Here is a 23846-nt window from a genome sequence, read left to right as displayed (position 1 = left end):
CTAGATCCGAACGCCGAAAGTAGTGAAGAACCACAGGGACGAGGTCCACCACAGGGCTACCAGCAGGGTGAACAACGCCCCGCCGAGGACTGGCAACGCCCAGCCCGGCAGACCGTTCAGCCGCAGCCCGAGCATCTTGACGGTGAAGGCACCGAAGAAGAGGGTCCCAGCGGCCGAGTGGATGAGCACACGGGGCGTCGCGGTCTGGAACCCGAGCGCATAGAGACAGTGGACGGCGACCGGGATGGTCAGGAGGAACGCCGCCCGCCCCGACCAGCGGTGTACCGCGCCGATCCAGGTCGGCGGGTCGGACCGGCCGATCTTGCCGTACATCGTCAGTGCCGACACCACCTGCACGACCGCGAGCAGCAGCGCGGCCGAGGTGAGCCAGACCTTGGCCTCGAGCGGCCCCGAGAAGCCCGCGACGTTGACGGCGACCCCCGTCGGGGCGTGCACGTTCGCGTACACGCCGAGCACTACCGAGACGACCGCGCCGACGAGGAACGGTACGAGCAGCAGCGGCACGCCGCGGCTCGGCGTGCCGGCTTCACTCACCTGGTTCATCGAAGCTCCCGTCAACCTGGAGCTCGGCCGTCACGGCCGTGCCCTCGATCATGACCTGGCCGGTGGCAGGGTCGAGCCCGTCCGCGGGCTGGGTCTCGCCGTCGATGTTGACAGCTCCGACCTGTGAGCCGTCGGGGAGCACGATCCAGCCGCCCACCACCTCGGCCCCGGCCACGGTGTCGGCGAAGCGATACAGCCCGTCCGGTGGGGCGACCTGCGCGACGTCGAAGGTCCAGGTGAGGCCGTCGGCAGTCACTTCGCCCGTGACGGCGGACTCGTCGTACGTGGCGGACAACGTCCCCCGGTCGCCGGTGAGCTCGACACGCCCGTCGGCCGCGGTCCCCTTCAGCCACACCTCGAGGTTCGCGCCGTCGCAGACATAGGCGACCGCCTCGGCCCCGTCGACGACCACGGCCACCGACGCGTACTGACCATCGACATAGCCGACATAGCTCGCCGGCTCGGGTATCTCCTCCGAGACTTCCGGCTCCGGGGCAGCCACCGACGGCGAGGGCTCGGCGGACTCGGTGGGCGGGGCCGACGTAGCCGGGGTCTGCGTGGAGCCGACGTCTTGCGTGTCGTCGGCTACCGGTTCTGCGGGTGTCGCGGCCATGCCGGCCACGAGCAGCCCGACACCGAGCGCACCACCGGCGAGCAGGGTGATCAACGGACCGTTGCGGGACATCCTCGACCCTTCGTCGTCGCAGGTAGACGGCAGATCCTGGCTGGGACTGGGCTGGCACTCGCGAGTTGGCGCTCAGCGTACCGATCGACACCGGCGCTGAACAGAGGATGGCGCGAATAAAGCGAATCGGGACAGCTGCCCCAGGAGCGCGCAGCCACGCGATCCGGAGTCGAGCCCCATGGCGGGGCGGCCCCGTGCTTCAGCGCCGCCGTCCGATACCTTGAGCCCCGTGCCCGCCCTCATGATCGCCCCGCGTCACGACGCCCACCTCGACCGGGTGGCGGACGCACTGCGGCTGGTGCACGAGAGCGACCGCTACCCGATGGTCTGGCCGGACGACCCGATCGCCTGGCTCACGCCCGACGGCACGCTCGGCGCGTGGGTCGCGCTCGCCGACGGCGAGATCGTCGGCCACGTGATGATCGTCGAGGGCGGCAAGGTCGAGTTCGCCGCCGAGCTCGCGGAGGCCGCCAAGGTCCCGGTCACCGGCCTCGCCGGCGTCAGCCGCCTGTTCGTCACCCCGGCGGCCCGCGGCACGGGGGTGGCCACGACCCTCCTGGAGCGGGTCGAGGACCTGCCACCCCGCCGCGGCCGCCGGCTCGTCCTCGACGTCGTGGACGACGGCGGCCCCGCCGTCCGCCTCTACGAACGCCTGGGCTGGACCCGCGTAACGGCAGGCCCGGCCAGCTGGACCACCCCGTCGGGCACCCGCCCCCGGTCAGCCGCCTACCTCTCCCCCCGCTAACCCTCCGTTGAGTGCTGGGTATTTGCCCCGTCGAAACGTTCCGAGAGGGCAAATACCCAGCACTCAACGAGGGGTTAGACGGAGCGGGCGCCCAGCCAAGGGGCCAGGTGGTCCTCGCGCCACAGCCACTCGACGCCGGCGGCCAGCTCCTCCGGGGTGCAGAGGGCCACCTGGAACGCCTCGAGAAGACGCCGGCGGTCGTCCTGGACCGCATCCGTGCCACGGTCGTCGGCCACACCGACCACCACGATCCGCGTGTGCGGCACCGTGCCCGCGCACACCTCTTGCCAGGGCCCCAGGTCACCGAAGGCCAGCTGCCCGCCGGCGCCGTCCCACAGGCAGGCCAGACCGGGCCGGTCGGCCACGTGGAACACGCCGCGCGCCCGCAGGCCGCCCGCGCTCAGCTCCTCGATCTGGTCCAGCAGCCGCTCGGGGTGGAACGGCAGCGACGAGCGCAGCTCGAGCGTCCAGCTCCGGTCACCAGGCACGCCGCCCGGGCCGCTGATCACCACCGCACCGAGGGGGTGCGCGCGCCGCTCGGCACGGGCCGGTGAGTGCGTGGCGGCGGCGAGGTCCGACGCCGAGAGCGCGTGCAGGCCGTCGACGCGCCGCGTCCCGGCGCCGCGGAGGCGGTCGAGCAGACCGGACGACGTCGCGGACCAGGTCTCGGCGGACTCGGCGTCGGCGAGCGAGGTCGCGACAGGCTCGGCCGGCGACGACGGCTCGCCGGGCGAGGTGGGCGCGATCGAGGTCGAGCTCGTCACCACCAGGTCCGCCTGCTCGATCTGGGCCGCGAGCGCCTCGCCGACCGAGCGTTCGTCGTCGGGTGTGAGCTCGAGGCCGCGTTCGGCGAGGGTGTCCTCGCCGAAGAGGTCCTGCTGGAGTGTGTCGAGGTCGATGACGGCGAAGGACGTCGCGACGCGGGTGTGGTCCAGCGCTCCCCCGGGTTCCGCGGCGATCGCGAGGGCGCGCGCGGCGGGCAGCGGTTCGGCGCTGACGGGCAGGGCGAGCAGCACCTGGGTCCAGCGGCCGTCGCGGGCGAGGCGCGCGATGGTGGGGACGGCGTCCTCGCGGACGGCGCAGGAGAGGCACGCGTGCTCGAGCGGCACGATCACGTCCTCGATGACGCCGGTGGCGTCGAGGACGACGCGGCGCAGGTGCTCGGCGTGGATGTCGTGCCGCACGGCGACGACCCCTGGCGCGTCCATGAGGAGGCCGAACAGCGTGGAGTCGCGCAGCACCGGGTCGGTGGTGGCCAGGACGCTCACCGGGATGTTTCCGCGGTTCTTGCCGGTTCGGTACATGCTGCCTCCTCGCCCCGGTCCAGCCGGGAATTATTGATAACCGTTCTCAGTTCTGGTTCACTGTAGCGCGTTATGAGAACCGTTCTCACACGCGGCGGCCGTGTCGCCGTCGCAACAGCAGGAGGTCATGTGTCAGCCAGATGCCAGGTGCTGGGCACCGTGCCAGGTTTCGGCCACTCGGTCTCGCACTCCCACGTGCGTACCAAGCGCCGGTTCAACCCGAACATCCAGAAGAAGCGCTACTGGGTTCCGTCGCTCGGCCGCAACGTCACGCTCCGCGTGAGTGCCAAGGGCATCAAGACCATCGATCGCAAGGGCATCGACGTGGTCGTGGCCCAGATTCTTGCCCGAGGGGAGAAGGTCTGATGGCCAAGAAGTCGAAGATCGCCGCCGACGCCCGACGTCGCGAGGTGGTCGCCCGGTACGCCGAGCGACGCGCCGAGCTGCGCGGCATCATCCGGAACCTGAAGCTCGACGCCGTGGTGCGCGCCGCCGCCGTCAGCGAGCTGGCCAAGCAGCCGCGTGACGCCAGCCCGACGAGGCTGCGCAACCGCGACGTCGTCGACGGCCGGCCGCGCGCGTACTCGCGAAAGTTCGGCCTGTCCCGCATCCGCCTGCGCGACATGGCGCACCGGGGCGAGCTGCCCGGGGTGACGAAGTCCAGCTGGTGACAGCCACATCGAAGGAGTGACACATGAAGGTTCGCGCGTCCCTGCGGTCCCTGAAGAACAAGCCCGGCGCGAAGGTAGTGCGCCGGCGCGGCAAGACGTTCGTGATCAACAAGCTCAACCCGCGCTGGAAGGCGCGCCAGGGCTGAGCGGAAGGAGCAAGTAATGAAGAACATCCACCCCACCTACGGCCCCGTGGTGTTCCGGGACACGAGCGCGGGCTTCACGTTCCTCACCCGCTCGACGCTCGCCGGTGACACCGCCGGCGGCCCGGGCCGCCCGGCGGCCACCATCGAGTGGTCCGACGGGAACACGTACCCCGTGGTCGACGTCGAGATCAGCAGCGAGAGCCACCCGTTCTGGACCGGCTCGGCCCGCGTGGTCGACACCGCCGGCCGCATCGAGAAGTTCCGCCAGCGCTACGCCAAGCACGACAACAGCACCAGCACCAGCAACAACGGCACCGACGACAGCAAGGGCGGTAACTGATGGCCTCACGCGTTGATCTCCGACCGGTCATCAAGCTGCGCTCGACGGCGGGCACCGGCTTCACCTACGTGACCCGCAAGAACCGGCGCAACACCCCCGACCGGCTCATCCTGCGCAAGTTCGACCCCGTGATCCGCAAGCACGTGGACTTCCGCGAGGAGCGCTGACAGAAAGGAGGCCGTCATGGCGGTCCCCAAGAGAAAGATGTCCCGGTCGAACACGCGATCTCGTCGGTCGCAGTGGAAGGCCAAGGTGCCCGAGCTCGTCCCGGTGACCACTGTGGACGGACGCCAGGTGAAGGTCCCGGCCCGGCTGGTCCCCGCCGTCCGGCGTGGCCTGATCGTCCCGGACTGATCATCCCGGACTGACACTACGCACGACGCCCCGGCGCTCAGCGCCGGGGCGTTTGTTGTGTGCGCGACCACGCGCCCGGTCAGGAAGTCGTGACCACCGTGTCGATCCGGACGTCGAGGCCCTCCGCCAGCTCGTCGGCCCAGGTCTTCGCGTCCTGGCCATGCGGGTCCGCGACCAGCACGTGCCCGATCCGCTCGTTGTTGTCGCCTGGGCGCACCTCGCGGCCCGACGACGGCGTCTCGTAGCCGACCACGCGGTCGTCCGCGGCCAGGCGCTCCACGCCCAGCACCTCGCGCACCACGCCGTCGGACGGCGGCAGCAGGAACGTCACCGCCGCGCTGGCCGCGACCGAGGGCCCGGGCACCGGCTCCCGGCCGAGCGCCAGGTCCACGAGCACCTGCAGCGGGTTGAACCCGGTCACCAGGCGCACGAGCTCGAAGATGTAGCCGCCGCCCTGCCGCGGGTTCAGCTCGATCAGGCGCGGCCCGGCGGCGGTGACCCGCACCTCCGTGTGGCTGATCCCGTGCGTGAGCCCGACGGCGTCGAGCACCGCCACGACGTGCCGCTCGATCGCGGCGCGCTCGTCGGACGGGAGCGGCGCCGGGAACAGGTGCCCCGACTCCACGAACCCGGACCCGGCCTCGACGCCCGGCTCCGCCACGGACTTCGCGGTGATGCCCAGGACCCGCGTGACACCGTCCCTGGTCACGGACTCCACGCTGTACTCCGGCCCCTCCAGCACCCGCTCGAGCAGCGCGAGCCGCTCCAGCGGCTGGTCGCGGGTGTTCCGCTCGGGCGCCGTCGCGTCGGCGAAGGCGACGGCCAGCCCCGCCTCGTCGTGCACCTTGCGCACGCCGGTCCCGGAGTTCATGTCGACAGGCTTGACCACCAGCGGGTAGCCGAGATCGGCGGCCGCCTTGTGCGCCTGTGCCCAGGTGGACGCCACCGCGTACGGCACGTCCGGCACGCCCTTGGCCGCGAGCACCTGGCGCACCAGGTGCTTGCGCGTGGCAGTGTGCAGGACGTCGGCCGGCGCGCCGGGCAGGCCCAGCTCCTCGGCGACGAGCGCGACCGCCGGCAGGTAGTAGTCGCAGGTCGTCAGCACGCCGTCGATCCCCCGCCGGGCGGCAACCGCCCGGGCCGCGGCGACGAGCGCGACGTCGTCGTTCGTCTCCGCGATGACCACATCGGAGGCGAGCGCCAGGACGGGATGGGGCTCGCCGTCGGGCAGGCGATAGAGGTCGGGGTCCCGGGTCACCAGGACGTAGTGGTGGCCGCCGTCGCGCAGCAGGGGCGGGAGCATGAGGCCGGTGGACTGCAGCCAGCTCTCGATCATGAGCAGGTTCGCCACGTCAGCGCCCTCCGTCGAGGCGGGCGCGAACGAGAGTCGTTCTCAACATGGCGCACAGCCTGCCACGGATCACCCGACCGGGCCGACCGGGCCTGTGGACGGCTCGACCGCGGGCCCGTAGCTACTTGGGTGACCCTGCGCCTTTCCTTGACGCACCGCTGTGCCGAGAGCAACGTTGGCGGCGGCCGACCTGCACGATCTGTTGGGCCGGTCTCTTCCTACAGGGTCAGTGAGGAATAGCGCATGACACTATCGCGTCGAATGTTTCTCGGTGGAGCGGCCAGCGCAGCCGCGCTCGGACTGACAGGTGCGGGGGTGGCGGCACCGCATCGGGCGTTCGCTATCGAACCGGACGGGATGGAGAGCAAGATGCTCTTCGGGGACGCCCAGGCCGGAGCGGCGTCCATCCCCAAGCCGAGCGGGAACGGCAACTACCACTCGTGCCGCATCCCCTCGATCTTCGCGATCCCAGGGACGAGCGTGGTGATCGCGCTGGTGGAGGGGCGGCCGAACGGCAATCTCGATGCCAGTGGCAACTTCAACCTGCTGATCCGCCGGTCGACCGACTCCGGGCTGTCGTGGAGCATCGCGACCGAGCTCGCGGGAGCGGGGCTCCAGAGCTGGACCAACCCGACGCTGGTCCACGACCGGGACACGGGTCGGCTCACCTGCTTCATGCTGCGCCGCCAGGCCGGAGATCTCTACCAGGAAGACCCCGAGGTCCATATCGCGACGTCGGACAACAACGGCGCGAGCTGGACGAGCCCGGTCGCGCAGCCGGGACTGAACCGAACAGCCGGCGGCAACGACTTCATCGGGCCCGGCAACGGCATCCAGCGCGCCGACGGCACCCAGGTGGTGCCGGCGCGCGGGGCGCTGATCATGAAGGCGCCAGGCGGGGGCTGGGTCCGTCAGGGCATTCCCGCCGGGCTCTACGTGAGCGCGGACGGAGAGCAGCGGTCGCCGTATGGCGAAGGGACCGTCGTGGAGCGTCCGGACGGGCAGCTCGTCCTGAACTACCGCGCCCTCGATGCGGAGGTCAAGAACGGCGGCACCTATCCCAACACGCGCCGGATCGCCATCGGGAACCCGGGCAGCTGGCAGCAGTTCGGTGACGAGTACTGGCGCACCCAGATCATCGATCCCGGTTCACACGCTGCCCAGATCTCGCACACGATCAACGGCAACCCGTTCCTCATCCACCTGAACTCCGCGAGCCGGCAGGACAACAACCGCTACCAGATGAAGCTGCGCGCGAGCGCCGACGGCGGCGAGAGCTGGCCCAACGCCTACGAGCGGTTCCTGAGCACCGACCCGCTGGCGAGCGAGGGCAACCAGGTGGGCAACCTCCGTGAGGGCGGCTACTCCGCACTGACCTCTACCGGCAGCGGCATCGTTCTCGCACTGGTGGAAGCACGCCGCGTCCAGACCGCGAACCCGACGATCGGCGAGCTGAACAACTCGCCGAGCGCGGTGGTGCTCCGCCGGTTCACTCCGAGCTGGCTGGTCCCGGCCTGATGTAGTTCCGCATGTAGTTCCGCGAGCGTGTTGCTGTGAGTCGACCGGTTCTGCTCACAGCAACACACTCGTGACCGGCTGGCCGACACCGATCCATATATGCACTGTCCCATATATGTGATGTAGAGTATGCGACATGGCACTCGACGCCCTGATCCTCGGCCTCCTCGACCTGCGCCCGATGACCGGCTACGACCTCAAGAAGGCGTTCGACGGCACCGTCGCCCACTTCTGGTCCGCCGACCAGTCGCAGATCTATCGCACGCTCACCCGGCTCGAGCAGGACGGTCTCGTCGACGTCCGTGTCGTGCCACAGACCGGCAAGCCGGACCGTCGCGAGCACCGGCTGACCGACGGCGGCCGCGCCAGGCTCACCGAATGGCTACGGTCCCCCCTGCCCGACGAGAAACCTCGCGAGCCGTTCCTCGGCAAGCTCTTCTTCGTCGGGCGGGAGGACGACCCCGAGCTGGTCCGGGTGCTCCTCGCGGAGCGCCGGGACTCGGCGCGTCGTCTGCTCGCCACGCTGGAGGGCCTCCCGGTCGTGGACGGCGACCTGGCCGCCCGGCTCCGGTCGGCGACGCTGCGCAAGGGGATCCTCGAGGTCCAGGCCGAGGTCGCGTGGCTCGACGAGCTGGAGGCCGCGCTGTGAGCATCCACTTCGCCGAGCACCACCCCGACGCGGACGAGTCGGTGCTGTTCCTGCACGGCGGCAGCGTCGCCGGCTGGTCATGGACCGAGCAGGCCAAGGCGCTCCCCGACCACCATTCCCTCCTCCCGGACCTGCCCGGGTTCGGCGCTTCGGCACACCATGCCTGGACCGACCTCTCGACGACGGCCGACGAGCTCGCCGACCTCGTCCGCGAGCGCGGCCACGGCGGTCAGGCCCACGTGGTCGGGCTGTCGCTCGGCGGCGTCGTGGGGACCGCCCTCGCGGCGCGCCACCCGGACGTGATCCGGAGCGTCTTCGTGACCGGAGCGATCCTGCAGGGTCTGCGCGGGTTCGCCCGCTGGGCCGGACTGGCCCAGATCCCGCTCTTCGGCAGCACCGGGTACTGGAAGACGATGGCCAAGGTGTACCGCCTGCCACCGGATGCCGTCGATGTGTTCGTCGAGACAGGCGTCGGGATCGACCGCGACTCGATCAGCCGGATGGTCCCGGAGCTCTACGACGGCGTCCCGGCCCGCGACCTCGATGGCCTCCGCCGGTTCGTCGGCCCGTTCCTCGCGATCGTCGGCGAGAAGGAGCCCCGCGTCATCCGGGACGCGATGAGCGAGGTGACCTCCCGCGTACCCCACGCGGTGGCGCGGCTCGCGCCGGGGATGCACCACGTCTGGGACGTCGAAAGTCCCGAGCTGTTCCACACCGCGCTGGCCCACTGGCTGACGACGGGCGAGCCCTCCCCCGCCCTGCTCCCGGTTGCCCCGGGGTGACGCCGCCGCGACCCCGCGCACGCCCAGCGGATCAACTCTTGGCGCGCGCCGTCGAGGCCCGCACCATGAGCTCCTGCTCCGCGGTCCGACGCCGGGGGCGCGCGGCCCGCGGCAGGAGCGCGAGCTCGAGCGCCTGACGTCCCATGTCCTTCATCGGCAGGCGCACCGTCGTCAGGGCGGGCGAGAGATGCCCGGCCACGGTGACGTCGTCGAACCCCGTCACCGACACGTCGCCCGGGACGGCCACGCCGCGCTCCCCCAGCACCGACAGCACGCCGACGGCCATGTCGTCGTTGAGCGCGAGGATCGCCGTGACGTCCGGGTGCTCGTCGAGGATGCGGCGGGCGGCCTCCTTGCCGCCGTCGAGCGTGAACTCCGCCTCGACCAGGGGCAGGTCGTCGAGCGTCAGCCCGTGCTCGCCCAGCGCACGCGAGACGCCGTCGAGGCGGTCGGCCATGGTGGCGAGCCTGCGTGAGCCGGCCGCGATGCCGATGCGGCGGTGCCCGAGCCCGAGCAGGTGCTCGGCGATCGCCCGGCCGCCCTCGACGTTGGCCGGCACCACGGTGTCGACGCCCAGGTGGGGGTGCCTGCCGATGACGGCGACCCGTCCGCCGACCGACTCAAAGGCCTGCACCTCGGCCTTCATCCGGGACTGCACGTCGCGGTCGAGGTGCCCGGACCCCGCGACGACGATGATGCCGACGCGGGCGTTCACGAGCGCCCGCAGCTGCGCCACCTCGGTGAACGGGTCGCGGCCCGTGTGGCAGATCTGCACCATGCGGCCGTGCGTGCCGGCGACCTCCAGCACGCCGCTGGCGATCTCGGCGAAGTACGGGTCGCCGATCTCGTGCACCACGAGCCCGACGCCGGGGCTCGCGCCGCTCGCGAGCGACCGCGCGTGCACGTTCGCGACGTAGCCCAGGTCGCGCGCCACGGCCCGCACCCGTTCGGCCAGCGCCTCGGACACGCCCGCCGCACCGGACAGCGCACGCGACGCGGTGGCGATGGACACGCCGGCCTGCTCGGCGACGTCGACCAGGCGCAGCCCGGCGGTGTGCTTCCGCATCAGATCTCCTCGCCACGGGTACAGCAATACGTAATGGAAGGTGCCAAACCCCTTGTCACCCAGCGTCCCAGTTCCTAGAGTGCCGTAAGCGGTTACGGAAGCGCTTGCCACAAGGGAGTGGACCATGAGAGCAACCCGACGCCTGACGGTAGCGGCTGTCGCCGCGACCACGACCATGACCCTGTCCGCCTGTCTGGCGAGCCCAGGTGGGGGCGGTAGCCAGGACGGCGGGTCCGGCGGCCCCGACGACCCGATAGTCATCGGCGTCTCGCTGCCGCTGACCGGGGACTTCGCGGAACCCGGCAAGGGCGTGCAGCGCGGCTACGAGGCCTGGGCGGCGCACGTGAACTCCAATGGCGGCCTGCTGGGCCGCCAGGTGGAGCTCATCATCGTCGACGACCAGTCCAACGCGGACCGGGTCGCCTCCGACTACGAACGGCTGATCAACCAGGACGGTGTCGACCTCGTCTTCGGGCCGTTCTCGACCCGGCTCGTGATCCCCGCCGCCCAGGTGGCGCAGGACTACGGGTTCCTCTTCGTGGAGCCCGCCGGGGCCGCCGCCGAGGTGTTCGAGCAGGGGTTCGACAACCTCTTCTACGCGGCGCCGGCCATCGCCGACGACCACTACGACCACCTCGCCGAACACATCCTGGCCCTGCCCGAGGGCGAGCGGCCCGAGACCGTCGCCGTCGCCTCCATGGACGACCCGTTCGCCCAGGGCACCGCGTACGGCCTGCGGGACAAGCTCGCCGCCGAGGGCATCGAGGTGGTCGAGGACGAGGTCTACCCGCCGAACACCACGGACTTCAGCGGCATCGCCGCGAAGATCGCGGACTCCGACGCGGACCTGCTCGTCGTCGGGTCGCAGTACCAGGACGGCGTCAACCTCGTCGTCGCGCTGCAGCAGCAGGGCTACCAGCCCGACATGGCGGCGATCTCCGGGGCCCCCACGAACGCCGAGTTCCCCGCGGCGATCGGCGACAAGACCGAGGGCATCCTCGCGCCCACCGGTTACACGACGACGGCGCCCTACCCCTCGAACGAGGAGTTCGTCGAGGTCTACACGGCCGAGCACGACGCCCCGCCCGCCGAGGACGAGGCGAACGCCTGGACCACCGGGCAGGTCGTCGCCGCGGCGGTCGAGGCGGTGGGCTGCGCCGACCCGTCGCCCGAGTGCCAGCAGCAGCTCATCGACTGGCTGCACGGGAACGAGGTCGAGACCGTGGTCGGCCCGCTGAGCTGGGACGCCCAGGGCCGCCCGCAGAGCGCCCACCTCATTCAGCAGTACGTCGACGGCGAGATCAAGATCGTGCTGCCCGACGACGTCAAGGAAGCCGACCTCGTGCACCCGAAGCCCGAGTGGTGATCGCATGACCGGTGCCCTGTTCGCGCAGAGCCTGGTGCTGGGCGTCCTGCTCGGCGGGCTCTACGCCCTCCTCGCGGCGGGCCTGACGCTGTACTTCGGCGTCATGCGGGTGGTCATGATCGCGCACTCGGCGTTCCTGATCCTTAGCGCCTACCTCGCCTGGTACTTCCACGAGACCTCCGGGCTCGACCCGCTGCTGTCGCTCGTCATCACGGTGCCGCTGTTCTTCGTGGTCGGGTACGGCATGCAGCGGTTCCTGGTCTCCAGGCTGCGGCCCATCAGCCTCACCACCATGTCGGTGCTGCTGACGTTCGCCGTGGCCCTGACCATCGAGGGCCTGCTCGGGTTCGTCTGGACCGGCACCCAGCGCCGCGTCCAGCTCCCGTACTCAGGCACGAGCATCGAGGTGGCCGGCGTCAGCATCGCCGTCGTCAAGCTCATCGCGTTCGCGCTCGCGGCCCTCTCGCTCGGGGCGCTGTACGTCATCCTGCGCAAGACGTCCTTCGGGCGGGCCCTGCGCGCCACCACCCAGCACCCCGAGGCGGCGCGGCTCATCGGCATCGACACCGACCGCGTGGCCGGGCTCGGCTTCGGGCTGGGGCTCGCGACGGCGGCGATCGGCGGGACGGCGCTCGCGCTCGACTACACGATCTACCCGTCGCTGCACTGGCACTGGATCGGCCCGCTGATGGCGATCATCGTCGTCGGCGGGCTGGGCAGCATCCCAGGAGCCGCGATCGCGGCCCTGCTGCTGGGCGTCGCGGCGAGCCTGCTGCAGGTGCCGCTCGGCACCACCTGGGCACAGACCGTGTTCTACCTGGCCCTGTTCGTGACCCTCATGATCCGCCCGCAGGGATTCTTCGGAGGTCGCCTTGCCCAACGCTTCTAGGTTCCTCCGGATCGCCGCCCTGCTCGCCCTCGTCGCCGTGGTGCTCCTGTTCCCGTCCCTCGCCCCCGACCCGTTCATCCTGTCCGTCGGCGTCGTGATCCTCAGCTACGCGGTGCTCGCGACGTCCTGGAACCTCGTGGGCGGGTTCACCGGGTACATCTCGCTGGGCCACGCCGCCTACTCGGGCCTCGGCGGCTACGCGACGGCGCTGCTCATCCTCCGGACCGGGATGGACCCGTGGCTCGCACTGCTAGCCGGCGGTCTGATCGTCGCCGTCATAGCGGTCCCCGTGGGCATCGCGTCGCTGCGCGTGCGGGGCGCGTCGTTCGTCATCGCGTCGATCGCGCTGGTGCTGATCCTGCAGCTCACGTTCCAGAGTTGGCACACCTTCACCGGCGGCTCGAACGGGCTGCGGGTGCCGCGTCCGTTCGGCACCGAGGTGCTGCGGCCCGAGCAGCACGAGCGGTTCTTCTACCTGCACGCCGTGCTGCTCGCGCTGGCGCTGCTGACCTGGTGGGCGATCGAGCGGTCCCGGCTCGGCGCCGGGCTCAAGGCCATCCGCGAGGACGAGGACAAGGCGCAGGCGCTGGGCGTGCCCACGTTCGCGTACAAGCTGACGGCGCTCGTGGTGAGCGCGTTCTTCACCGCGCTGGGCGGCGGCCTGTACGCGCTGTGGTTCGGCTACCTCGACCCGATCTTCCAGTTCTCGATCCTGGTGGGCACGTACATGGTGCTCATGTCGCTGCTCGGCGGGGTGCGCAGCCTCTTCGGCCCGCTGCTCGGCGCCGTCGTCGTGGGGTACGCGGTAGAGGTGTTCAAGTCCCAGTACGGCGACACGCAGTTCCACCTGGTCGCCACCGGCATCCTGCTCGGCCTGGTCGTCCTGTTCATGCCCGACGGTGTCATCCCGGCCCTGACCTCCGCCCTGAACCGGCGGCGCGGGGCGGCGTCGATCCGCGAGCAGAGCGCCGAGGAGCTGGCTGAGCAACGCGACGACAAGCGACGCGAGGAGGCGGGCCGATGACCACCCCGACAGCACCCGCCCAGGGTTCGGTGAGCACGCAGGACCTGACCAAGTCGTTCGGTGGTGTCCGGGCGATCGACGGCGCGTCCGTCGCCTTCCACGAGGGCGAGATCAACGCCCTGATCGGCCCCAACGGCTCGGGCAAGACGACGTTCTTCAACTGCGTCACCGGCATGATCAAGCCCGACTCCGGCACCGTGACCTATCAGGGCCGGGACGTGACGGGGCTGCCGCCGCACCGGATCGCCCGGTCCGGGATCGGCCGGAGCTTCCAGCTCTGCCGGATCTTCCCCCGGCTCACCGTGCTGGAGAACATGCTGGTCGCGGTGCAGCCGCACGGGCTGCTGCAGCGGCTGCGCGGGTCGCGGAACCCCGCCGACGTCGGGCGGGCGCGCGAGCTGCTGGCGCGCGTCGGCATCGACCACCTGGAGCACGCCGAGGCGCGCGACATCTCCTACGGCCAGCAGAAGCTGCTCGAGCTCGCCGGGGTGCTCATGGGCGACCCGCGCACGATCATGCTCGACGAGCCGGCCGGCGGCGTGAACCCGGCGCTCGTGGACCGCATCGCCGACCTGGTGCGGGAGCTCAACGCCGAGGGCCGCACCTTCGTCATCGTGGAGCACAACATGGAGCTCGTCATGGGCCTGAGCGACCACGTGGTCGTGTTCGACAGGGGCCGGCCGATCGCGCAGGGCGCTCCCGCCGTCGTGCAGGACGACCCCTTGGTCCTGGAGGCATACCTTGGCGTCTGAACCGGCACCCGGACCCGTGCCGACCGTCGAGCGGGCCGGCCCGACCGCCGTCGAACCCCTCCTGCGCCTGACCGACGTGCAGGCCGGCTACGGCCGCGCCGCGCTCGTGCTGCGCGGGCTGTCCGTGACGGTCGCGCCGGGCAGCGTGGTGTGCCTCGTCGGGCCGAACGGCGCCGGCAAGTCGACGGTGCTCAAGGTCGCCAGCGGCCTGCTCAGGCCCCGCTCCGGGCACGTGGTGGTCGACGGCGCCGACGTCACCGGACGCACCCCGCAGCAGCTGCTGGCCGCCGGGCTGTCCCACGTGCCGCAGGGGCACAGCGTGTTCCCCGAGATGACGGTCGCGGAGAACGTGCTGCTCGGCGCGTACACCGTGCGGGACAAGGCGCTGGTCGCCGAGCGCATCGACTTCGTCACCGAGCTGTTCCCGCTGGTCGGCGAGCGGTGGTCGGCGCTGGCCGGGGCGCTGTCGGGCGGGCAGCAGAAGCAGGTCGAGTTCGCCCGCTCCCTCATGGTGCGGCCCAAGGTCGTGCTGCTCGACGAGCCGTCGATGGGGCTCGACCCCAAGGCGACGGGAAAGGTGTTCGAGCAGGTGCAGCGCATGCGCGACGCCGGTACGGCGGTACTCCTGGTCGAGCAGAACGCGCGCCGAGCGCTGGAGGCGGCCGACGTCGGCTGCGTCCTCGACCTGGGCAAGGTACACATCACCGGCCCGGCCCCAACCCTCCTGGCGGACCCTCGCCTGGCCCAGCTCTACCTGGGCGGCCGCCCGAAGGAGGCCCCCTCCCCCTGACCCACCGTTGAGTGCTGGGTATTCGCCCTTCTGCGCCCCGTGAAAGGGCGAATACCCCGCACTCAACGAGACAGGACTGACCGCCGGCCGTTCAAAGGAGAACTGTCATGTCGCTTCGATCCGCCCTGGGAAAATCGCTCGGCAGTGCCGGACAGGTGGTGCTCGGCCTGGCGATCCTGGCCGCGCTGCTCGCCGGGCTGCATCTCACGCCCGCCGTCGGCGGGGGCTCGTCCGGTGCGATATCGTCGTCGTCCGCGGGCCGCCAGGATCCCTACCGCGACAAGGTCGCCGACTACGGCGTCTGCCGGGGCATCAACCCCGACTGCTACAACGACTGGGACCTGCCGCGCGACGACGACGGCGTCGTGCGCGTGCTCGTCCTCACCGCGACCGGGAGCTCCCGGCACGCCCACCTCGGGCCGCTGCTGCCCGCGGGCATGAACCCGCCGCTCACGTCGGCGCACGTCGCGCAGAACGCCGTCGTCCGGTGGGGCCAGGAGCACGGGTTCGACGTCGACTGGACCGAGGACGTGCGCCAGCTCGACGCCCCCGCCAAGCTCGCGCCGTACGACGCCGTCGTGTTCCTCAGCAACTCCCGCACCATGCTCGACGACGCGTCCCAGACCGCGCTGCTGCAGTACGTCCGGTCCGGCGGCGGGTTCGTCGCGATCCACAACACGCTCGGCGCGATGTACCACTGGCCGTGGTTCCAGGGACTGCTCGGCGGCGCCAACTTCTACGACCACGGGCCGCACCGCGACGGGCAGGTCGTCACGAACAGCCGCCGCGACGCCTCGACGCGCGACCTGCCGCGCCGGTGGGACTTCCGCGACGAGTGGTACCACCTCGAACCGTTTCCCACGGGCGTGCGGTTCCTCGCCGAGGTGGACACCACGACCATCGGCGACCACACCGGGTTCAACGGGCACCCCGGGCACGCGGGCGACCATCCGGTCTCGTGGTGCCAGTACTACGACGGCGGTCGCGCGTGGGTCACCACGCTCGGCCACGACCCCGCCGCCTGGACGGAGGACTCGGCGCTCGCGGGCGCCGAGTCGTTCGAGACGCACGTGGTGGGCGGCATCCTCAGCGCGGCCGGGGCGCGGCCGTTCTGCCGGTGACACTCCTCCGGTGCGCCCAGACGGGGCGCGCCGGCGCACGCACTCCGCAATGACGACGACGACATTCCAGGAGGCACCATGCGCACCAGACGACGATGGCGACCCGCGGTCGCCGCGATGGCGGTCACCGCGGTCGCCCTGACCGGGCTGACGACGGCAACCATGACGACGGCGTCGGCCGAACCCGGGCCGATCACCGACCCCGCCCCGGAGGAGATCCAGTCCACGCTGGGCCTGGTCCTGCAGGAGTACGCCCAGTTCCCCCGGACCGAGCCGATCCCGGCACCGATCGACCGCCGGCTGATGCGGCACGCCCGGATCAACGGCCTGGGCGAGCTGCCCGACGGCTCGGGCCGCACCTACGTGCCGGACCTGAACGGCCCCCTGTACTTTGTGGAGGACGGCGAGCCGCGGGTCTACCTGGACGTGGCCGCCGAGTTCGCGCCGGAGTTCTTCTCGGGGCGCGGCCTGGGCAGCGGTTTCGGGTTCGCGACGTTCCACCCGGACTTCGAGGACAACGGCACGTTCTACACGGTGCACACCGAGCGTCCGGGCAACGCGGGTCCGCCGTCCGACCCCACCACCTACCCGCCGCAGACTCCCACGTTCCTGCACTCGGTGGTGACCGAGTGGGTGGCCGACGACCCGGCGTCCGACACGTTCACCGGGACGAGCCGCGAGGTGCTGCGCCTCGGCTTCGCGGGGCAGGTCCACGCGATCCAGCAGATCGACTTCAACCCGACGGCGCGGCCCGGCTCCGCTGACTACGGCATGCTGTATCTCGCCGTGGGCGACGGCGGCCGGGGCGTCGGCACGGGAATCCCGCAGGACATGGGGACGCCGGCGGGCAAGATCCTCCGCATCGACCCCGCGGGCACCGACGGACCGGGCGGGACGTACGGCATACCGCCGTCGAACCCGTTCGTGGGGACGGCGGGCGCGCTGGGCGAGATCTACGCCGTCGGCATGCGCGACCCGCACCGCTTCAGCTGGGACAAGCGGGGCCGCCACGGCGACGTCCGCATGTTCCTCGGCCACATCGGCGAGCACGCGATCGAGGCCGTCTACGACGTGCGCGCGGGCGACAACTTCGGCTGGGGCGACCGGGAGGGGAAGTACGTCTTCGACCCGGCCGACCGCTGCAACCTCTACCCGCTGCCGGAGGACGACGCCGACCTCGGCTTCACGTATCCGGTCGTCGCCTACGACCACGACCCGCCGCCCGGCTGGCCGTGCACGTCGGACAGCGGCTACGCGATCAGCGGCGGGTTCGTCTATCGCGGGCGCGACCTGCCCGCGCTGAACGGCAAGTACCTGTTCACGGACCTGGTCGAGGGGCGGGTGTTCTACGCCGAGGAGTCGCGGATGCGGCGCGGCGGCCCGGAGGCGCAGATGTACGAGCTCGCGCTCTACGACACCGACGGCACCCGCAAGCGGATGCCCGACTTCACGGGCGACGAGCGGGCCGACCTGCGCATGGGCCGGGACGCGTCGGGTGACCTGTACCTGATCGCCAAGGCGAACGGGAAGATCTGGAAGGTCATCGACACGGTGCGCGCGCCCGTGCCGCAGGAGGTCCCCCGCTCGATGCGGGGCAACTCGGTGAGCTTCTACGACTTCGAGCACCCGTTCCAGCAGGACGGCGCGGTGGAGATCGACCGTGGCGCGTCCCGCACGTACCTGAACCTGATCAACGGCGGCGAGGACATGCGCGTCGCCGACGGCGCCTACCCGGGCAGCAACAACTCGATCCAGCTCGGGCAGGTGAACCCGCTGGCGGCGGGCAACGACGACTGGAAGGCGGGCGTGTACGACGCCGACGGCGTGGACACCCTGTCCGCCCTGAGCGGCGTGGACGGGATGACGGTGATGGGCTGGGTACGGATGACCGGTCAGAACCCGAGCCCGAACACCACCACGGCCGACCCGGACGACCTCTACAACGCCGTCGGCCTGGCGGGCGTGCTCAGCGGCGACTCCAACGGGCACGCAGTGCGCGCCCTCCTGGAGATCATCGAGGTGGACGGCGAGCTGCGGCTCGTCGCGCTCGGCCGGCGGCTCGACGGCGGCGCGTCGCAGACGTTCGCCGCGCACGAGGACTGGCGCACCCTGCTGCCGCAGGACGAGTGGGTGCACCTGGCCGCGACGTTCGACTACACGACCGGGCGGATGGCCCTGTACCGCAACGGCGAGCGCGTCCCGGGCTTCTACGTGGTCGACGGCGACCCGTGGCAGGTGGACGGTTCCGGCGCCTCGGCGACGACACCCCGCGGGATCAAGATCGGCGGCAGCTTCCCGCAGGACACGCAGGAGCGAAACCCCTGCAACTGCACCATGGACACGATCCAGCTCCTGGACCGCGCGGTCACCCCCCGCGAGGTGGCAACCCAATACAACCTGATGACCCGCTAGCCACACCCGGCATCGTTAAGTGCTGGGTATTTGTGGGATTTCCGCTCCTGGGACCGCAAATAGCCAGCACTCAACGGTGGTGTCGCTAGCTCAGCCAGCGGGGGTTAGCAGCGCACCCGGGCCAGGTACGACGGCGACGTCGTCCGGGGCGAGCTCGCGTCCGTCGTCGGCTACGAAGGCGAGGCGCACGGGCGCCTCCGTGTCCCGGTCGACGTAGGCGATCGACGGCCCGAAGCCCGAGGGCCGGTGCACGTCGCCCCAGGCGACGAACGCCGCCAGGACGGTCTTGAGCTCCGCCCCCGCCTCGGTGAGCACGTACTCCTCGCGCTGCCGCTGCCCCTCGTCCCGGTACGGCCGGCGCTCCAGCACACCGCCCTCGACCAGGGTCTCCAGCCGGGCGGTCAGCACGTCGGGGGCGACCCCCAGGCGCGCGCGGAAGTCGGCGAACCGCGTCACCCCGAAGAAGGCCTCCCGGACGACGAGCAGCGTCCACTTCTCCCCCAGCACGTCGAGGCTCCGGGCCACAGAGCAGCGGGCATTTCGTTCGCGGGGCGTTGTGCTCATGCCCACATCCTACCAACCTGAGTTGTCGATCCAAACTTAGACTTGCTAGGTTGGCATTTCCAATCCAGACCTGGTTCACCTCCGGCCGATCCCCATGGAAGCGAGCTCCTCCTCATGACTACCCTCAAGAACGCAGTGGTCCTGGTCACCGGCGCGAACGGCGGCCTCGGCCTCGCGTTCGTCGCGGAGGCCCTCCAGCGCGGCGCCGCCAAGGTCTACGCCACCGCCCGCACGCCGCGGGAGTGGTCCGACGAGCGCGTCGTACCGCTCGCCCTCGACATCAACTCCCCCGAGTCGGTGGCCGCCGTGGCCGAACAGGCCGCGGACACGACCGTCCTGATCAACAACGCGGGGATCTCCGACTCCGGGCAGCCGGTCCTGAGCACGCCGCTGGACGCCGTCCGCTCGGTGTTCGAGACCAACGTGTTCGCGCAGCTCGCGGTCACCCAGGCGTTCGCGCCGGTCCTGGCCCGGAACGACGGCGGCGCCGTCATCAACGTGCACTCCGCGCTCAGCTGGCTCGGCGTCGGCACCTACTCGGCGACCAAGGCCGCCTTCTGGTCCTTCAGCAACGCGCTGCGCGTGGAGCTGCTGGACCAGAAGACCCACCTGCTGGGCGCGCACCTCGGCTACACGGACACGCCGATGATCGCCGCCCTCGACGTGCCGAAGGAGGACCCGCGCGACATCATCGCGGCGATCTACGACGGGCTGGAGGCGGGCGAGCCCGAGGTCCTCGCGGACGACACGAGCCGCCAGGTCAAGCAGGCGCTGTCCGGGCCGCTGTCGGCGCTGTACCCGCAGCTGCAGGCCGCCGGCTAGGGCGGACGGCGGGGAAGCACCCGCCCGACGCCGTCGGCCCGCACTCGGCACGACGGCGTCGGGCGTCCGGCCACGTACGGCGCGTACGGCCTACAGTGCCCGTATGCGCGTGCTGATCGTGGAGGACGAGCCCTACCTCGCCGAGGCCGTCCGGGACGGTCTGCGGCTGGAGGCCATCGCCGCCGACATCGCCGGCGACGGCGACTCCGCCCTGGAGCTGCTCGGCGTCAACTCCTACGACCTCGCGGTCCTCGACCGCGACATCCCCGGCCCGTCCGGTGACGAGGTCGCCAGGCGCATCGTCGCGTCCGGCAGCGGCATCCCGATCCTGATGCTGACCGCCGCCGACCGGATGGACGACAAGGCCTCGGGGTTCGAGCTCGGCGCCGACGACTACCTCACCAAGCCGTTCGAGCTCCGCGAGCTCGTGCTCCGGCTACGGGCGCTCGATCGCCGACGCGCGCACACCAGACCCCCGGTCAGCGAGCTCGCGGGGCTCCGGCTGGACCCGTTCCGCCGGGAGGTCTACCGGGACGGCCGCTACGTCGCACTGACCAGGAAGCAGTTCGCCGTCCTGGAGGTGCTCGTCGCCGCGGACGGCGGCGTCGTCAGCGCCGAGGAGCTGCTGGAGCGGGCCTGGGACGAGAACGCCGACCCGTTCACCAACGCGGTGCGCATCACCGTCTCGGCGCTGCGCAAACGGCTCGGCGAACCCTGGATCATCGCCACGGTGCCCGGGGTCGGCTACCGCATCGACACCGGGCCTGGCCCTGCGCATGGAACTGACCATGGATAGGGAGCCCGTGGACAGGCAGCCCGGGATGAGCGTCCGCCTCAAGCTCACCCTCAGCTATGCCGGGTTCCTCATGGTCACCGGCGTCCTGCTGCTCGCGGTCGTGTGGGTGTTCCTGCTGCGCTATGTACCCGAGCAGACCTACGCCCCCGGCAGCTCGGCACCTGGCGGGCTCGGATCGACGTTCATCCCCAACCAGGGCGACCTGGCGCGCGCCTTCTTCCCCCGTGCGACGGTGGCGCTGGCGTTGCTGCTGGTGCTCGGGCTGCTGGGCGGGTGGGTCCTCGCCGGCCGCATGCTCAGCCCGCTGCGCCGCATCACCCACGCCGCACGCCTGACGACCGGGTCGCTGTCCCACCGGATCCGGCTCGAGGGTCGCCAGGACGAGTTCCGCGAGCTGGCCGACACGTTCGACGCCATGCTGGCCCGGCTCGAGGCGCACATCGCCGAACAGCAGAGATTCGCCGCCAACGCCTCCCACGAGCTGCGCACCCCGCTGGCGATCACCCAGACCCTCCTCGAGGTCGCCCGCAACGATCCGGCGCGCGACGCCGACGAGCTGATCGACCGCCTCCGGTACGTCAACACACGGGCGATCGACCTCACCGAGGCGCTGCTCGTGCTCAGCCGCGCCGACCAGGGGTCCTTCACCCGCGAGCGCGTCGACCTGTCCCTCGTCGCGGAGGAAGCCACGGAGACGCTCCTGCCCCTGGCGGAGAAGCACGGCCTCACCATCGAGACCTCCGGCGACGTCGCCCCCGCGCTCGGCTCGTCCGCGCTCCTGCTGCAGCTGACCACCAACCTCGTGCACAACGCGATAGTCCACAACCTCCCCGAGCACGGCAGGGTATGGGTCACCACGAGCGTCCGCGCCGGAACGGTGGCGCTCACCGTCGAGAACACCGGAGAGCAGCTCACGCCGCAGCTGGTCCCGACCCTCACCGAACCGTTCCAGCGCGGCACCGGACGAGTACGCGGCGACCATGCGGGGGTCGGCCTCGGGCTGGCGATCGTCCGGAGCATCACCACGGCGCACGACGGCACGCTCTCTCTCGCCGCCCGGGCGGACGGCGGGCTCCGGGTCACGGTCCAGCTGCCCGTCATGCGCGCGCCGGGAGCCGCTCCGCTCGCCTGATCCGGGCCCGTTCCTGTGCGTGCCCTCGCCCGGTGTATCGCGCGCATATCGAAAAACGGAGACACCCTGGCAACGTCGTCCGCGATGGGCTGGGGACATGACTCGACAGGACCTCATCCAGCTCCCGCCGGCACAGCTCCCGCCGGCGCACGCGGGCACCCCCGCCCGCCGCCGCTCCGGCGTCCGCCGGACACCGGCAGTGCTCGTGGTCGCGGCAGTGCTGCTGGCCGCCCTCTTCGGCGTCTACCCCCTGCTCGACCGCGCCGACTCGCCGGTCATCCAGGCGGTCGACGACGCACTGGGCCAGGGCACCACGGCCTCCGGCCCGACCGGCGTGGAAGGCGGCGAAATCCCCGACGGCGCGGCGACGCTCGACGACGACCTTCCCGCGATCACGGGCCTCGACCCGGCGCTCGCCGACGCCGTCCGCCAGGCCGCTGCCGACGCGGAGGCAGACGACATCGACTTCTGGATCACGAGCGGCTGGCGCAGCCCCGCCTATCAGCAGGAGCTGCTGGACGCGGCAGTCCGGAAGCACGGCAGCCTGGAGGCCGCCCGCCGCGTCGTCGCCACGCCCGAGCTGTCCCGGCACATCGACGGTAAGGCCGTCGACATCGGGCCGACCGAGGCCGACTACTGGATGATCGAGCACAGCACCGACTACGGGCTGTGCCAGGTGTACGAGAACGAGATCTGGCACTACGAGCTGCTGACCGAGCCGGGCGGTACCTGCCCACCGATGCTGAAGGACGGCGCCGCGGGCTAGCTCGGCCAGCTGGTCGCCGCGGCGAGCAGCGCCAGCAGCGCGACCTGGGCGTCCAGCTCCGGGAGCCGCTCCTGCTCGATCCGGCGGAACTCGGCCTGTCCGGCGGTCGCCACCAGGTGGTACGCCGCCGTCTCGTCCGCGCTGAGGTGCGGAAGGTGCGTGGCCGACGGCGGGATCGGCCGGCCGTCCTTGTCGGTGCTGACACCGAGGTGTGCGTACCGCTGCGCGGCCATCGCGTCCATGAGGATCGAAGCGACGTCACGGCCAGGCGTCCCGTCGTCACCCGGCGCCGCCAGAGCACGCCGGAAGTGGTCGAGGATCGCGAACCCGTCCGCGTCGATGTCGCCCCAGTAGACGACGTTCTCCGCGCGCCGTACCCAGGGGACGCCGGCGAGGAGCGAGGCAGCGGCTCTCCCGCCGCCCTCCACGACGAACGCGTCCTGGACGGGCGGGAACCAGAGCCGGCTGTCCCGGTTCTCGACGACCAGGACCGTGCGGGGTGTGTAGGGGAGATCGTGCGCGTCATCGGTGGTCCACGCGTCGTGCCGCCGTGCGCCAGTGGCCAGGTACTCGGGATCCACGTATGTCAGGTGCACGACGGCGAGCCGCGGCCGCAGCTCGGCGCGCAGGTCCCGCCCGGTGACCTCCCGCAGGACCCGGCCGTGCTGCTCCAGCCATTTCGAGTGCATCTCGGGCACGCCTACCTGACGTGCCGTGGACCCGCTGAGATCCGGGTGCTCGGCCAGCCACCCGACGGCCTTGGTCAGCACGCGGGCATCGACGTCCGACAGCCGTACCGCGCTCCGGAGCGTCGCCGGGGTGAGTGCCGCCCCCGCCTCGCGCAGCTCCCGGGCGATCCTCCGCACCCGGTCGAGGTCGACCTCCGGTGCCGCCGCACCGACCAGCCCGACCAGCCCGAGGGCCGCATCGAGGCCCGTGACCACGAGCTCGACCGGCACCTGGTCCGGCACGCCTTCCACGACCATCCGGGAATCGCCGACCTCGACGGCGGACAGCCGCTCGGCCGCGACGTCGTGCCAGGACTGCGCCCACTCATGCCACAGGTCGAACCCGAGGCTCGCCACGTCCGTGCTAGACCGCACTCCGGGCCGGAGTCGGACCGTGGCCCGGAACGGCTCGGTGCCCGCGATCTCCGCGCAGACGGCCGCGGGCCACTGCTTGGTGATCGCGGCCGCCACCCGCGCGCCGGCCTCGCGCGGCGAGACGAGCCGCACGC

The 23846-nt window shown here is 71.3% G+C and carries 28 protein-coding genes; 21 read left to right on the top strand and 7 right to left on the bottom strand.

The features are described from left to right. Together ACQEVI_RS23250 and ACQEVI_RS23245 are read right to left on the bottom strand one after the other, a co-directional pair. Positions 1-564, bottom strand: coding sequence for a DUF6529 family protein (locus ACQEVI_RS23250; RefSeq protein WP_432903465.1), 564 nt, complete (start codon positions 562-564; stop codon positions 1-3). Next, positions 548-1249, bottom strand: coding sequence for a hypothetical protein (locus tag ACQEVI_RS23245; RefSeq protein WP_432903462.1), 702 nt, complete (start codon positions 1247-1249; stop codon positions 548-550). The genes ACQEVI_RS23250 and ACQEVI_RS23245 overlap by 17 nt, the downstream gene beginning before the upstream one ends. A 229-nt stretch (positions 1250-1478) precedes the next feature. Between ACQEVI_RS23245 and ACQEVI_RS23240 the strand changes: the two genes are divergently transcribed. Then, complete coding sequence (locus tag ACQEVI_RS23240) at positions 1479-1994, top strand: GNAT family N-acetyltransferase (RefSeq protein WP_432903459.1); 516 nt, start codon at positions 1479-1481, stop codon at positions 1992-1994. 74 nt (positions 1995-2068) lie between these two features. Here the strand turns inward: ACQEVI_RS23240 and ACQEVI_RS23235 are convergent, their stop codons facing one another. Continuing rightward, positions 2069-3298, bottom strand: coding sequence for a GTP-binding protein (locus ACQEVI_RS23235; RefSeq protein ID WP_432903456.1), 1230 nt, complete (start codon positions 3296-3298; stop codon positions 2069-2071). Positions 3299-3427: 129 nt separating this feature from the next. On the opposite strand from ACQEVI_RS23235, the gene rpmB reads away from it, so the two are divergent. From rpmB to rpmF, 6 genes are read left to right on the top strand one after another with little or no spacing between them, the layout of a single operon-like run. Beyond that, positions 3428-3664 (top strand): 50S ribosomal protein L28, encoded by a 237-nt coding sequence (rpmB, locus tag ACQEVI_RS23230; protein WP_129787203.1) that lies wholly within the window; start codon positions 3428-3430, stop codon positions 3662-3664. Further along, positions 3664-3969: a 30S ribosomal protein S14 gene (gene rpsN / locus ACQEVI_RS23225; RefSeq protein WP_419702511.1), complete on the top strand. Its 306-nt coding sequence runs from the start codon at positions 3664-3666 to the stop codon at positions 3967-3969. Before rpmB ends, rpsN begins: the two co-directional genes overlap by 1 nt. A 23-nt stretch (positions 3970-3992) precedes the next feature. Continuing rightward, entirely contained in the window at positions 3993-4115 is a 123-nt protein-coding gene (gene ykgO, locus ACQEVI_RS23220) for a type B 50S ribosomal protein L36 (protein ID WP_432903451.1), read from the top strand. Between the two features lie 16 nt (positions 4116-4131). Beyond that, the gene (locus tag ACQEVI_RS23215; RefSeq protein ID WP_432903448.1) at positions 4132-4455 is read left to right on the top strand and encodes a type B 50S ribosomal protein L31; all 324 of its coding nucleotides are present in this window, start codon (positions 4132-4134) and stop codon (positions 4453-4455) included. After that, positions 4455-4622 carry a 50S ribosomal protein L33 gene (rpmG, locus tag ACQEVI_RS23210; RefSeq protein WP_357451982.1) on the top strand — a complete coding sequence of 56 codons (168 nt, stop codon included), beginning with the start codon at positions 4455-4457 and terminating at the stop codon, positions 4620-4622. Before ACQEVI_RS23215 ends, rpmG begins: the two co-directional genes overlap by 1 nt. A 16-nt stretch (positions 4623-4638) precedes the next feature. Next, positions 4639-4809, top strand: coding sequence for a 50S ribosomal protein L32 (rpmF, locus tag ACQEVI_RS23205; RefSeq protein WP_432903445.1), 171 nt, complete (start codon positions 4639-4641; stop codon positions 4807-4809). Positions 4810-4888: 79 nt separating this feature from the next. On the opposite strand, the gene ACQEVI_RS23200 is transcribed toward rpmF, so the two are convergent. Beyond that, complete coding sequence (locus ACQEVI_RS23200) at positions 4889-6160, bottom strand: ATP-grasp domain-containing protein (protein WP_432903442.1); 1272 nt, start codon at positions 6158-6160, stop codon at positions 4889-4891. Positions 6161-6475: 315 nt separating this feature from the next. Here ACQEVI_RS23200 and ACQEVI_RS23195 point away from each other — a divergent pair, with 315 nt between their 5' ends. The 3 genes from ACQEVI_RS23195 to ACQEVI_RS23185 all read left to right on the top strand — a co-directional run bounded on the left by ACQEVI_RS23195 (position 6476) and on the right by ACQEVI_RS23185 (position 9109). After that, positions 6476-7678: a sialidase family protein gene (locus ACQEVI_RS23195; protein ID WP_432903439.1), complete on the top strand. Its 1203-nt coding sequence runs from the start codon at positions 6476-6478 to the stop codon at positions 7676-7678. A 136-nt stretch (positions 7679-7814) separates the two neighbouring features. Further along, complete coding sequence (locus tag ACQEVI_RS23190; protein WP_432903436.1) at positions 7815-8327, top strand: PadR family transcriptional regulator; 513 nt, start codon at positions 7815-7817, stop codon at positions 8325-8327. Next, entirely contained in the window at positions 8324-9109 is a 786-nt protein-coding gene (locus tag ACQEVI_RS23185) for an alpha/beta fold hydrolase (RefSeq protein ID WP_432903434.1), read from the top strand. The genes ACQEVI_RS23190 and ACQEVI_RS23185 overlap by 4 nt, the downstream gene beginning before the upstream one ends. 31 nt (positions 9110-9140) lie before the next feature. Here the strand turns inward: ACQEVI_RS23185 and ACQEVI_RS23180 are convergent, their stop codons facing one another. Next, complete coding sequence (locus tag ACQEVI_RS23180) at positions 9141-10175, bottom strand: LacI family DNA-binding transcriptional regulator (RefSeq protein ID WP_432903431.1); 1035 nt, start codon at positions 10173-10175, stop codon at positions 9141-9143. A 124-nt stretch (positions 10176-10299) separates the two neighbouring features. Between ACQEVI_RS23180 and ACQEVI_RS23175 the strand changes: the two genes are divergently transcribed. From ACQEVI_RS23175 to ACQEVI_RS23145, 7 genes are all read left to right on the top strand, one after another. Then, the gene (locus tag ACQEVI_RS23175; protein WP_432903428.1) at positions 10300-11541 is read left to right on the top strand and encodes an amino acid ABC transporter substrate-binding protein; all 1242 of its coding nucleotides are present in this window, start codon (positions 10300-10302) and stop codon (positions 11539-11541) included. Between the two features lie 4 nt (positions 11542-11545). Continuing rightward, on the top strand, positions 11546-12430 hold the full coding sequence (locus tag ACQEVI_RS23170; RefSeq protein WP_432903426.1) for a branched-chain amino acid ABC transporter permease: 885 nt from the start codon (positions 11546-11548) through the stop codon (positions 12428-12430). Continuing rightward, positions 12414-13454 carry a branched-chain amino acid ABC transporter permease gene (locus ACQEVI_RS23165; protein ID WP_432903423.1) on the top strand — a complete coding sequence of 347 codons (1041 nt, stop codon included), beginning with the start codon at positions 12414-12416 and terminating at the stop codon, positions 13452-13454. The genes ACQEVI_RS23170 and ACQEVI_RS23165 overlap by 17 nt, the downstream gene beginning before the upstream one ends. Beyond that, positions 13451-14206 carry an ABC transporter ATP-binding protein gene (locus ACQEVI_RS23160; protein ID WP_432903420.1) on the top strand — a complete coding sequence of 252 codons (756 nt, stop codon included), beginning with the start codon at positions 13451-13453 and terminating at the stop codon, positions 14204-14206. The genes ACQEVI_RS23165 and ACQEVI_RS23160 overlap by 4 nt, the downstream gene beginning before the upstream one ends. Continuing rightward, on the top strand, positions 14196-14996 hold the full coding sequence (locus ACQEVI_RS23155) for an ABC transporter ATP-binding protein (protein ID WP_432903418.1): 801 nt from the start codon (positions 14196-14198) through the stop codon (positions 14994-14996). The genes ACQEVI_RS23160 and ACQEVI_RS23155 overlap by 11 nt, the downstream gene beginning before the upstream one ends. 107 nt (positions 14997-15103) lie before the next feature. Further along, on the top strand, positions 15104-16117 hold the full coding sequence (locus ACQEVI_RS23150) for a ThuA domain-containing protein (protein ID WP_432903415.1): 1014 nt from the start codon (positions 15104-15106) through the stop codon (positions 16115-16117). Between the two features lie 78 nt (positions 16118-16195). After that, positions 16196-18529: a PQQ-dependent sugar dehydrogenase gene (locus ACQEVI_RS23145; protein ID WP_432903412.1), complete on the top strand. Its 2334-nt coding sequence runs from the start codon at positions 16196-16198 to the stop codon at positions 18527-18529. A gap of 90 nt (positions 18530-18619) precedes the next feature. On the opposite strand, the gene ACQEVI_RS23140 is transcribed toward ACQEVI_RS23145, so the two are convergent. Continuing rightward, positions 18620-19093, bottom strand: a complete 474-nt coding sequence (locus ACQEVI_RS23140) for a winged helix-turn-helix transcriptional regulator (RefSeq protein WP_432903409.1) — start codon at positions 19091-19093, stop codon at positions 18620-18622. Between the two features lie 114 nt (positions 19094-19207). On the opposite strand from ACQEVI_RS23140, the gene ACQEVI_RS23135 reads away from it, so the two are divergent. From ACQEVI_RS23135 to ACQEVI_RS23120, 4 genes are all read left to right on the top strand, one after another. Beyond that, a complete protein-coding gene (locus ACQEVI_RS23135; RefSeq protein ID WP_432903407.1) occupies positions 19208-19915 on the top strand; it encodes an SDR family oxidoreductase in 708 nt (235 codons plus the stop codon). 103 nt (positions 19916-20018) lie between these two features. Further along, on the top strand, positions 20019-20711 hold the full coding sequence (locus ACQEVI_RS23130; protein WP_432903404.1) for a response regulator transcription factor: 693 nt from the start codon (positions 20019-20021) through the stop codon (positions 20709-20711). A 25-nt stretch (positions 20712-20736) separates the two neighbouring features. Next, positions 20737-21843 carry a sensor histidine kinase gene (locus ACQEVI_RS23125; RefSeq protein WP_432906080.1) on the top strand — a complete coding sequence of 369 codons (1107 nt, stop codon included), beginning with the start codon at positions 20737-20739 and terminating at the stop codon, positions 21841-21843. A gap of 97 nt (positions 21844-21940) precedes the next feature. Continuing rightward, complete coding sequence (locus tag ACQEVI_RS23120) at positions 21941-22609, top strand: M15 family metallopeptidase (protein WP_432903401.1); 669 nt, start codon at positions 21941-21943, stop codon at positions 22607-22609. On the opposite strand, the gene ACQEVI_RS23115 is transcribed toward ACQEVI_RS23120, so the two are convergent. Further along, positions 22606-23844 (bottom strand): Wadjet anti-phage system protein JetD domain-containing protein, encoded by a 1239-nt coding sequence (locus ACQEVI_RS23115; RefSeq protein ID WP_432903398.1) that lies wholly within the window; start codon positions 23842-23844, stop codon positions 22606-22608. The two genes, ACQEVI_RS23120 and ACQEVI_RS23115, sit on opposite strands and share 4 nt — an antisense overlap. Between the last annotated feature and the right edge of the window lie 2 nt (positions 23845-23846).

Source organism: Promicromonospora sp. CA-289599 (genome assembly GCF_050936155.1).
Classification (GTDB): Bacteria; Actinomycetota; Actinomycetes; order Actinomycetales; family Cellulomonadaceae; genus Promicromonospora.
This window is presented reverse-complemented; position numbering and strand designations above follow the sequence as displayed.

Coding starts and splice junctions, on each gene's coding strand:
- ACQEVI_RS23250 (WP_432903465.1), bottom strand. CDS start 564: ATGAACCAGGTGAGTGAAGCCGGCACGCCGAGCCGCGGCGTGCCGCTG.
- ACQEVI_RS23245 (WP_432903462.1), bottom strand. CDS start 1,249: ATGTCCCGCAACGGTCCGTTGATCACCCTGCTCGCCGGTGGTGCGCTC.
- ACQEVI_RS23235 (WP_432903456.1), bottom strand. CDS start 3,298: ATGTACCGAACCGGCAAGAACCGCGGAAACATCCCGGTGAGCGTCCTG.
- rpsN (WP_419702511.1), top strand. CDS start 3,664: ATGGCCAAGAAGTCGAAGATCGCCGCCGACGCCCGACGTCGCGAGGTG.
- ykgO (WP_432903451.1), top strand. CDS start 3,993: ATGAAGGTTCGCGCGTCCCTGCGGTCCCTGAAGAACAAGCCCGGCGCG.
- ACQEVI_RS23215 (WP_432903448.1), top strand. CDS start 4,132: ATGAAGAACATCCACCCCACCTACGGCCCCGTGGTGTTCCGGGACACG.
- rpmG (WP_357451982.1), top strand. CDS start 4,455: ATGGCCTCACGCGTTGATCTCCGACCGGTCATCAAGCTGCGCTCGACG.
- rpmF (WP_432903445.1), top strand. CDS start 4,639: ATGGCGGTCCCCAAGAGAAAGATGTCCCGGTCGAACACGCGATCTCGT.
- ACQEVI_RS23190 (WP_432903436.1), top strand. CDS start 7,815: ATGGCACTCGACGCCCTGATCCTCGGCCTCCTCGACCTGCGCCCGATG.
- ACQEVI_RS23180 (WP_432903431.1), bottom strand. CDS start 10,175: ATGCGGAAGCACACCGCCGGGCTGCGCCTGGTCGACGTCGCCGAGCAG.
- ACQEVI_RS23175 (WP_432903428.1), top strand. CDS start 10,300: ATGAGAGCAACCCGACGCCTGACGGTAGCGGCTGTCGCCGCGACCACG.
- ACQEVI_RS23170 (WP_432903426.1), top strand. CDS start 11,546: ATGACCGGTGCCCTGTTCGCGCAGAGCCTGGTGCTGGGCGTCCTGCTC.
- ACQEVI_RS23160 (WP_432903420.1), top strand. CDS start 13,451: ATGACCACCCCGACAGCACCCGCCCAGGGTTCGGTGAGCACGCAGGAC.
- ACQEVI_RS23150 (WP_432903415.1), top strand. CDS start 15,104: ATGTCGCTTCGATCCGCCCTGGGAAAATCGCTCGGCAGTGCCGGACAG.
- ACQEVI_RS23145 (WP_432903412.1), top strand. CDS start 16,196: ATGCGCACCAGACGACGATGGCGACCCGCGGTCGCCGCGATGGCGGTC.
- ACQEVI_RS23140 (WP_432903409.1), bottom strand. CDS start 19,093: ATGAGCACAACGCCCCGCGAACGAAATGCCCGCTGCTCTGTGGCCCGG.
- ACQEVI_RS23135 (WP_432903407.1), top strand. CDS start 19,208: ATGACTACCCTCAAGAACGCAGTGGTCCTGGTCACCGGCGCGAACGGC.
- ACQEVI_RS23130 (WP_432903404.1), top strand. CDS start 20,019: ATGCGCGTGCTGATCGTGGAGGACGAGCCCTACCTCGCCGAGGCCGTC.
- ACQEVI_RS23125 (WP_432906080.1), top strand. CDS start 20,737: ATGAGCGTCCGCCTCAAGCTCACCCTCAGCTATGCCGGGTTCCTCATG.
- ACQEVI_RS23120 (WP_432903401.1), top strand. CDS start 21,941: ATGACTCGACAGGACCTCATCCAGCTCCCGCCGGCACAGCTCCCGCCG.